This is a genomic window from Halobacillus seohaensis (genome assembly GCF_042663045.1).
GTDB lineage: Bacteria > Bacillota > Bacilli > Bacillales > Halobacillaceae > Halobacillus_A > Halobacillus_A seohaensis.
The window spans coordinates 1-4,824 of record NZ_JBHSZV010000007.1 but is presented as its reverse complement, the minus strand read 5'-3'; the positions used below and the strand labels follow the sequence as shown (position 1 = coordinate 4,824).

Genomic DNA, 4,824 nt, shown 5'->3' with positions numbered 1-4,824 from the left:
GTGAAGGGCTCCCGCTTACTCGACTGGGATACGCGGGTTAGATGAGACCCCGGAAGGCGCCAGCCCGCCAGCCTGAGGAGGCTCAGCGCACGCCCACGGAAAGCGACTCCTTCCCCACCGCCCCTTTCTCCACATAATCATCTCGGGTCACTATCAATATGAACATTAATAAGCCAATATTTGTTTTCCCAGTACTGATAAATTATTTAAGTCTTTTTCAATAGTTCTTTTTAATGCATTTAAATTAATTTTCTTTCCATCTTCTGTAGCAATATGACGAAATTCTTCCATCTCTTTCACCTTCACCTTCATAGAAGCGTCAATAATACCTTTATCAAATAAAATATCAAAAGACTCCTTGTACGTTTGAGGAATCCCTAGATGATATTCTGCAATAATGTGAATGGATAAGTCATTAGCAGCCTTACATGCACGTTGAATATTAAGAACAATTGAGTCTTGTTTAATCGCATTTAGCAAATGATCCGGATCCTTATCGTATACATCATAAACTCGTTGAATACAGCGCTCTAACGAGTTAATTTTCTTAATAATTATTTCATCCTTCACCTTTGTTCCTTCTTTCTTTGATGCTTTTAGAGATAACAGCCTCTTCTTCGTTCAAATTGACATACAGACTATAAGCTTTCATTTGTAAATTCATGCGCAAGTAGTCACTTTCAGAGTAAAGAACTGTTCCTCTTGAAAATATTTGCACTTGAAATAAATTTGAAGCGTTGCTCATTTCAACCAGATTAACTTCAACATCTATTAACTGTGAAAGTTCTTGAGCAATTAGAAACAATTTATAAGAAGAGTTTTCTTGATCACTATAAAAAGCTACATCAATGTCACTCTCTCCTCGTTCCGCCCCATTCTGATACGAACCAAACATAATGATAAAGTAAGGTTCCAATTTCATCACCAAAAATGACATCATGTGGGGAATGAAATTTCCATGCAAGAAATCACCTCTTTCCTCCTTAACCTTTCTTGCCATCAAGAAAAAGAGCTGACATCTAGCCAGCTCTTACCTTCAACTCTTGCGTTTGAAATACAGGCCTTCAATTCTGTATTTCGCCCTACTCACTTTCGTATTCTTCATATCCATAAAATCTGCTACTCTCATTTTTAATAACAATGAACCTGTCTACTATTTTCTTATAATAAATAGTTCCTCAATTAATGAATTTTGAAACCTATTTAAAATAAAAAGTATATATAAAATCATAAGTATTTCCGTTTCGGTGGAGAAACTTACGAATTAGCCAGAAAAAATCGCATATGATTTGGTCTCTTATTTTCCCTTTATATATCAATGGTTATGGGATAATAACACTTGAATTTCATACAAAACCGCACACCAAATAGCACGTAAAAATATTTTAGAGTCTATGAAAGCAGGATTGTTGAAGATTCAATTCCGAGATGATTATGTGGAGAAAGGGGAGGCGGGGAAGGAGTCGCTTGCCGTATGTTTCTATCGAATCGTGCCGTTCTACCGTCCCTGTTTACGTATTAAATATCTGTTATAACGCCAATTGAAGCCCTGATCCAACCACATTGACTATTGCCATCAGACATCCAGTCTTGCCATCTTTTTGAGCCACTTAGATAAGTTGTTAAAAAACAGGTATGATGGTCTATTTCACCTATTAAGGAGACTTGACATAAAGCCTCTGTGGTAATAATTTCAGTCCATAAACAGTAGCTAGGAGCTCACCCGACGTGTATGCCTCCCACCATCTCTACTTGTAAAGACCGTTTCCAAATTTACATGACAGGTCAATTTGATGTCTCATATAATCACACAGCACCCACGATTTTCATAAGAGGGTTCCACTGCGAGACTCCTGCGGGAAAGGATAGACTGGCAAGACCCCGCAGAGCTTTTTAGCTCGAGGAGGCTTGCCGTCTTCCCCGCGGAAAGCGAGTGGTTTCCCATCCCCCATTCTCCGATAAAAAGCAACGGAACCGCCATCCTTTATAACGGAAATCAAAATCCAAGCGTTTTTTGTTTGTTATTTGTACTATTATTTAGTCTAAACATAGTGTGTTTTAACACGGTATCGGAACTACTTAATAAAATTAAACTTTTTAGTATTTGCTACTCCTTCAATAACTTATAAGCCATTTGGGCTATTTGCTGGGTCGATTGATACAAATATGTTTCACCATTCTCCATACAATCTTCTAAAGATCTAGGACCTGGGACAATTGAAAAGCACCCAGTAAATAGCTTATTCAGTTTATCAGTTTGACCTTCTATACTTCCTGACAGCAAAATCACAGATGTATGATCACCAACAGCAAGATCTGCTACAAAACCAGGTGCCTTTCCATATAAGGTTTGTTCGTCACTTTGTCCTTCACCTGTTAAAATAAGATCTGCTTTGTTTACAGCTTCGGGTAGTTTGATTGCATTAGATACAAGTTCAGCTCCCGAGTGAAGTTCTCCTCCTAAGGCTAGAAAAGCAAAACCTAATCCCCCAGCAGCTCCTGCCCCTTTTCGTTCTGCAAAACTTTCATTAAATGCTTCTTCAACTAACCGACTATATCTCAGTAGCACTTCATCATAAACAATAACTTGTCTTTCATCGGCACCTTTTTGCGGTCCATACACGTGACTAGCTCCTTTGGGACCAGTTAAGGGATTATCTACGTCACATGCGACTTGAATCTGCACATTTTGAATTCTAGAATCTAGAGAACCAAAATCAACATGATCTACTTGAAACAGATCCTTACCAAAAATACCAACTTCCTGGTTGTCGATATCAAAAGCTTTCATCCCTAATGCCTGAAACATACCAAGGCCTCCATCATTTGATGAACTACCACCTAAGGCAAGAATCAATTTTTTATTTCCACGATTTAAAGCATGAAAGATTGCCTCTCCGATACCATAGGTAGTTGTCCAATCTGGATTTCGCTGCTCTTTGGGTACTAAAGGGAGACCAGCAATTTCCGCGCCTTCGATGACTGCTGTGTTATCCGCTAATTCTAAGTATCTACTTTTGCGTAAGTGCCCTAAAGGACCTTTACAATCGAATTCTATTATTTCTCCTTCAATTGCTTCCCACATAGCATGAAGGGTTCCTTCTCCACCATCTGCCATTGGCTTAAGATCGACTTTCACATCTGGAACAATAGATCGAAAAGCATTTTTCATAATTTCAGCTACTTTAACTGACGACATACTTCCTTTGTAAGAATCAGGTGCACATAATATCTTCATATCATACTCCTTACTTTGTTGTGAGTTTATTTTAACGGAAAGCCTCTCCATACATATTACTGACTATAAGCTACTCTATTAAGCTAGTAAAGCCACTTTAAGGTTGCCTTTTACTCAAATACCGCTCCCTGACTAATTAGGCATAAAAAACAGGAGACCTTCCCTTTAAGAAAAATCCCCTGTTTTCTCTACTTCTGCCCTGCCCAATAAGCTCCTTCATCAATATGGACAAAAGGAATGTCTGTGTCTACTTCTCCCGTAATCTGCTCCACACAAAGGTCTTCACCTGATAACCACTTACCAAAATCAAACTCTATCGGCTCCTGGTCTCCTCCAAGCGCAAACCATGTTTTCAGTTCCTGTGGCAAATAACCTGATGTATGTATCGTCCCCGCCCAGTTATGATATTGCTTTGAAAATACACCTTTATCACTATCATTCATAAGACGAAATGCATCATAAGCTCCTTCTAACTGATGTCGCGCACCGTTAATAGCATCCAAACGTCTTAAAGAATCTACCAAATGATTTCGATTTTCTTTTTTCATCAGCTCAAAATGATTTGTACAAACGTTAGATTCACGCACCTCTACTCCACGAGGGGAAGCCTCCACCACGTAAGTCTGATTACTGCGATCAAATACAATATAGCTAAACGAGTGGCGGTGAGGGATCTCTTTTAACATAGCGACCGCTTCTTCGACATTTGCGCAAGATTCAAGTATCAAACGCCCAATCATACAGCAGATAAACCCATCCCCAGGTCTTTTGCGATGCATAAAATTATATCCTAAAGTTAGACCGTGCTCATTCATACCATCCATCCTGCCCGTAATCCGCTGTGATGGTCCAGCAATAGCGTAACCACCATCTGTTGGTTGGAAAAAACAGTAACGCCCTTCATATGTTTTTGGCATATAATCGTAATTTCGAATAAAATATCCATTGCCCGTCATAATAGAACAGCCGGATCGTTTATAATCGATTCGATAACCACCAAATTCCATCATTACATGTTCCATTGACCACTCTAATGCATCTCGTAAGCCTACTAGTTCTTCCCATAACCATGGAGCAAACCGTGTGATTGCTTCCTTTACTTCCGCTTCTTCAACTACAAATCTTGGCTTACGTACTTTCCATTGACGTTTGCGGTTTTTTACAGTTAACGAACCTTTCAATTGTTCACCTTGCTTATATCCAAACTCGTAATGAGTTCCTCTAAATTGCAATATCTCACTATATATCTGTTTCATGTACCTAACCTCTTTTGCTATGTAGTATCCGTCATTAGTTTAAGGTAAATGATGCGATAGATAAAGTGTTTCACCTTTTTAAAAGGATGTGTTAAATCTGGTTGTTGATTTTTGTTACCAATAAATTGGAAATCATTTAGTTTTTCGCTTGATTCTACAAGGTATTCTGAATATTTATGGTAAAACAAATGTAGAGATCGTGAACGATTACACTTAAACTAATGACGCAGGATTGTTGAATAACTCAATTCCGAGATGATTGTGTAGAGAAAGGGGCGGTGGGGAAGGAGTCGCTTTCCGTGGGCGTGCGCTGAGCCTCCTCAGGCTGGC

4 protein-coding genes are annotated in these 4,824 nt (G+C 39.0%); all 4 read right to left on the bottom strand.

Annotated elements, in window-relative coordinates:
- Window positions 1-165: 165 nt before the first annotated feature.
- On the bottom strand, window positions 166-570 hold the full coding sequence (gene hepT, locus ACFQIC_RS03010; RefSeq protein WP_204712351.1) for a type VII toxin-antitoxin system HepT family RNase toxin: 405 nt from the start codon (window positions 568-570) through the stop codon (window positions 166-168).
- Window positions 560-940 (bottom strand): type VII toxin-antitoxin system MntA family adenylyltransferase antitoxin, encoded by a 381-nt coding sequence (gene mntA, locus ACFQIC_RS03005; RefSeq protein ID WP_204712352.1) that lies wholly within the window; start codon window positions 938-940, stop codon window positions 560-562. Before mntA ends, hepT begins: the two co-directional genes overlap by 11 nt.
- Window positions 941-2,107: 1,167 nt before the next feature.
- Window positions 2,108-3,238 (bottom strand): glycerate kinase, encoded by a 1,131-nt coding sequence (locus ACFQIC_RS03000; protein ID WP_204712350.1) that lies wholly within the window; start codon window positions 3,236-3,238, stop codon window positions 2,108-2,110.
- Window positions 3,239-3,426: 188 nt separating this feature from the next.
- Complete coding sequence (locus ACFQIC_RS02995; protein WP_204712349.1) at window positions 3,427-4,494, bottom strand: C45 family autoproteolytic acyltransferase/hydolase; 1,068 nt, start codon at window positions 4,492-4,494, stop codon at window positions 3,427-3,429.
- Window positions 4,495-4,824 lie beyond the last annotated feature (330 nt).